3 protein-coding genes and 1 pseudogene are annotated in these 3,211 nt (G+C 68.8%); 3 read left to right on the top strand and 1 reads right to left on the bottom strand.

The genetic code is table 11. The features are described from left to right. Positions 1-132 (bottom strand): annotated as a pseudogene (locus tag AOK24_RS51800) (ATP-binding protein); the annotation flags it as partial. A 407-nt stretch (positions 133-539) separates the two neighbouring features. Between AOK24_RS51800 and AOK24_RS40285 the strand changes: the two are divergent. The 3 genes from AOK24_RS40285 to AOK24_RS40275 are packed head-to-tail and all read left to right on the top strand — an operon-like array spanning position 540 to position 3,099. Continuing rightward, positions 540-1,118: an IS607 family transposase gene (locus AOK24_RS40285; protein WP_055724872.1), complete on the top strand. Its 579-nt coding sequence runs from the start codon at positions 540-542 to the stop codon at positions 1,116-1,118. Beyond that, positions 1,111-2,754 carry an IS200/IS605 family element transposase accessory protein TnpB gene (locus tag AOK24_RS40280; RefSeq protein WP_055724871.1) on the top strand — a complete coding sequence of 548 codons (1,644 nt, stop codon included), beginning with the start codon at positions 1,111-1,113 and terminating at the stop codon, positions 2,752-2,754. Before AOK24_RS40285 ends, AOK24_RS40280 begins: the two co-directional genes overlap by 8 nt. A gap of 39 nt (positions 2,755-2,793) precedes the next feature. Beyond that, complete coding sequence (locus AOK24_RS40275) at positions 2,794-3,099, top strand: hypothetical protein (protein ID WP_055724870.1); 306 nt, start codon at positions 2,794-2,796, stop codon at positions 3,097-3,099. Positions 3,100-3,211: the final 112 nt, after the last annotated feature.

Here is a 3,211-nt window from a genome sequence, read left to right as displayed (position 1 = left end):
CCCGCTGTCGTGCACCTCCACCCTCCCGCCGGCGGCTCCGTGCGGGCGCAGGCGCAGGAGGAAGAATCGGCCCGGGGGGACGCCGTGCAGGAGGGCGTTCGTGGTCAGTTCGCTGACGGACAGGAGGACGTCGGCGAGGGAGGCCCCAGGGTGGTCAGGGTGGTGCGGGTGATCTTCTCCGCTTCCGCCGTGGTGGGGTACTGGCCTGTCCTCTTCACCCTCGCCACCAGGTGGGGCCAGGGTTCCGGGGTGCGGATCAGGGAGTGTCTCGGTGACGGGATCGCCCTCCCCGAGGTGTCCTTGGTCTGCTTCGGGTCGGCCGGGTGAGGCTCCGTCGTCGTCATGTTCTCGTTTCCGCTCGGGTTTCTCGCTGTGCCCCGTCTTTTGCTCCTGCCCTGTTTCTCCGGCGCGACACCTGCGAAGTTGACATGGGTGGGCTCAGGTTTGGGGGTGCCTCGGGTCACGGGGTGGTCAAGCGCTAGAGGTTAAGTCAACTCTAGTGAGCATGAGAGCCCTTGAGTGCGTGTTACGGTCGCTTCATGAACCTCAAGGAGTGGGCAGTGGCGAACGGTGTGCACCCGCACACCGCTTATCGCTGGTTCCGTGAGGGCACTCTTCCGGTCCCCGCTGAGCGGGTCGGGCCGCGCACGATCCTGGTGAACATCGAGGCAAACTCCTCACCGTCCGTGACAGGTGGTGTGGGCTTGTACGCCCGCGTGTCGTCCCACGACCAGGAAGCCGATCTTGAACGGCAAACGGCGAGATTGTCTGCGTGGGCGACGCAAGCCGGTCACCGGGTGGCGCGGATCGAGTCGGAGATCGGCTCGGGTGTGGACGGTTCGCGTGCCAAGGTCCGTCGTCTTCTGGCCGATCCGGATGTGACCACCGTGGTGGTGGAGCGCAAGGACCGGCTCGGCCGGATGAACGTGGGGCTGATCGAAGCCGCTCTTGCCGCGAGCGGGCGGCGTCTGGTGGTGCTGAACGACGGTGAGGCCGAAGACGGCCTGGTGCGCGACATGGTGGAGGTCCTGACCTCGTTCTGTGCCCGCCTGTACGGCAGTCGCTCCGCGAAGAGGCGGGCGGAGAAGGCGTTGGCAGCGGCGGCCCGCGATGACTGAGCCGAAGAAGCTCCGCACCATCGCTCCGCCGTTCGTCGCCCCGGGCCCGTCCGGTGTGTCGGTACGCGACCGCTTGAAGAACCTCACCCCCGAGGACGAGGAGGTATTGCGGCTGGTCGGCAGCCACCTCGGCTCGCTCGCCTCCCGTGACCTCAAAGCGCGGTGCGCCGACGGGCTGGAGCACTCCACCGAGTCGTGGGCGGCCCGCAAGCGGGACCTGACCGCCGCCTCGTCGTCCAGGTGGGCTGGGTCTTTGACGAAGGCGACGCACGATCAGTGGGCGCTCGCCCGGCGCGGACAGGCAGCACACCTCCACAACCTCGAAGCCAGTATCCGTACGATCGCGCACCGACTATCCCAGCCGATCGGGGAAAAGGGCACCCAGCGTGCTCCGGGCGGCTACCGGTCGAAGAACGAATGGTTCCAGAAAACCCGGCGGCTGCACCTCCTCAAGGACCGCCTCGACACAGTACGGGCCGACCGCGAGAACGGCATCGTGCACGTCGTGCGTGGCAGCCGACGTCTGCTCAACACCCGCCACAACCTCCACGCCGCACAACTCACCGAGCCGCAGTGGCGAGAGCGTTGGGAAACAGCGCGCTGGTTCCTGTCCGCTGACGGCGAGTCCGGGAAGCGGTACGGCAACGAGACGATCCGCATCACCCCGGACGGCGAGGTAAGCATCAAACTGCCCGCGCCACTCGCCGGGTACGCGAACGCCAAGCACGGCCGGTACGTGCTGGCGGCGAAAGTGTCGTTCCCGCACCGGGGCCCCGAGTGGGCCGACCGTGTGGAAGCCAACCGGGCAGTCGCCTACCGCATCCACTACAACGTCGGGCGTGGGCGCTGGTACGTGGATGCGTCCTGGACCTTTCCCGCCACCCGGACCGTTCCACTCGACGCCGCCCTCGCCAGCGGCGTGATAGGCGTGGACACCAACGCCGACCACCTCGCCGCCTGGCGACTCGACACCCACGGCAACCCGGTCGGGCAGCCCCGCCGCTTCTCCTACGACCTCAGCGGATCGGCCGATCACCGTGACGCCCAAGTACGCCACGCCCTGTCCCGCCTGCTGAACTGGGCCAAAACCTGCGGCGTCGCCGCCATCGCGGTCGAGGACCTCGACTTCGCCGACTCCAAGACCCGCGAGAAGCACGGCCGCAAGAAACGGTTTCGGCAGCTCATCTCCGGCATCCCGACCGGCAGACTCCGCACCCGGCTGATCTCGATGGCCGACGCCACCGGCATCAGCATCATCGCCGTCGATCCGGCCTACACCTCGAAGTGGGGCGCCCAGCACTGGCAGAAGCCCATGGCAGCACCCCGCCGCAGGACGACTCGGCACGATGCCGCGGGCATCGCGATCGGGCGACGCGCCCAAGGGTTCCCGATCCGGCGACGGACGGCACCGCCCCGCGACGACCAGAGCGATCGTCGCGGGCATCGGACCGTCCAGGCCCGACCGGACACCCTCGGGCGTGAGGAAACCCGCCGCCCCGTCACGGAACGTGCACACGATGCACGTGCCCGCGCGGGGACAACACCACGTACGCGGGCGACCAGTGCATCCAAAACCGTTCGGGATGCGCGCAGCGACCAGGGATGGGTCCAAGACCCACTTCTGCTCACTGATTAGGAACGGTTAGCCTCGGGAGTAACTCCTAGGAGGTACTCCATGGCCAAGGTTCCCAGCTCGCTCATCGCCGCCGGTGGGCTCGTCGGCGGGTACGGTGTCGCCCGCTGGACCAAGAAGCGCCAGCTCGGCGGGGTCGTCCTCGCCGGGGCGGGGGCCGCTGCCGCCTGGCAGTGGAAGGAACGGGCCGGCGGGAAGGCCGCAGGGGCGCTCGGGGTCGCGTACCTCGCCGCATTCGCCGGGTCGCATCCGCTGGCGAAGAAGGTCGGGGCCTGGCCGTCGGTGTTCGGGGTCGCGGGGGTCGTGGGGCTCGCGTCGTGGGCGGTCGCGGACCGCAAGGGGGACTGAGGGCAGGGCGTAGTACTGCGGGGCTACCTCGGCAGAGCTACCGGCGCGGTCATACTTCGGGGCTAACCCGGCGGGGGTACCGGCTCGTCGCACTGCGGGGCTACCTCGGCAG

This window comes from Streptomyces niveiscabiei, assembly GCF_001419795.1.
In the GTDB taxonomy this organism is placed as follows: Bacteria; Actinomycetota; Actinomycetes; order Streptomycetales; family Streptomycetaceae; genus Streptomyces; species Streptomyces niveiscabiei.
Note: the sequence above shows the minus strand (reverse complement) of the source record. Positions and strands in the feature narration are given on the sequence as shown.

Excerpts from the sequence above, each read along its gene's own strand:
- AOK24_RS40285 (WP_055724872.1), top strand. The coding sequence starts at position 540 with ATGAACCTCAAGGAGTGGGCAGTGGCGAACGGTGTGCACCCGCACACC.
- AOK24_RS40280 (WP_055724871.1), top strand. The coding sequence starts at position 1,111 with ATGACTGAGCCGAAGAAGCTCCGCACCATCGCTCCGCCGTTCGTCGCC.
- AOK24_RS40275 (WP_055724870.1), top strand. The coding sequence starts at position 2,794 with ATGGCCAAGGTTCCCAGCTCGCTCATCGCCGCCGGTGGGCTCGTCGGC.